We start from the raw sequence: 237 nt of genomic DNA, 5'->3' as shown, positions 1-237 counted from the left end.
GTGCTGGGATCATTAACGTAATCATCGTAAGCCCAAATAGAAGAGAACTTCCTTTAAACTTATAGCGAGCAAATGCGTATGCTGCAGGGATGATTGTCATGAATTGAATAAGCAGAATACTAATAGAGACAATGACACTATTAAAAAAATATTGAAGGAATGGACCTGAGTTCCAAGCAAGTGCAAAATTTTCCCACATGATCGTATCTGGGATCCACTTCGGCGGAAAGATAATCG

Annotated in this window: 1 pseudogene; it reads right to left on the bottom strand. The window is 38.8% G+C overall.

The window, feature by feature from the left end:
• A pseudogene (locus AOA60_RS33595) lies at nucleotides 1-199 on the bottom strand (carbohydrate ABC transporter permease); the annotation flags it as partial.
• Nucleotides 200-237: the final 38 nt, after the last annotated feature.

The sequence above is a fragment of the Pseudomonas sp. 2822-17 genome, from assembly GCF_002742485.1.
GTDB classification, from domain to species: Bacteria; Pseudomonadota; Gammaproteobacteria; order Pseudomonadales; family Pseudomonadaceae; genus Aquipseudomonas; species Aquipseudomonas cyclaminis.
The sequence above is the reverse complement of the archived record's forward strand: the minus strand, read 5'-3'. Positions and strand labels throughout refer to the sequence as shown.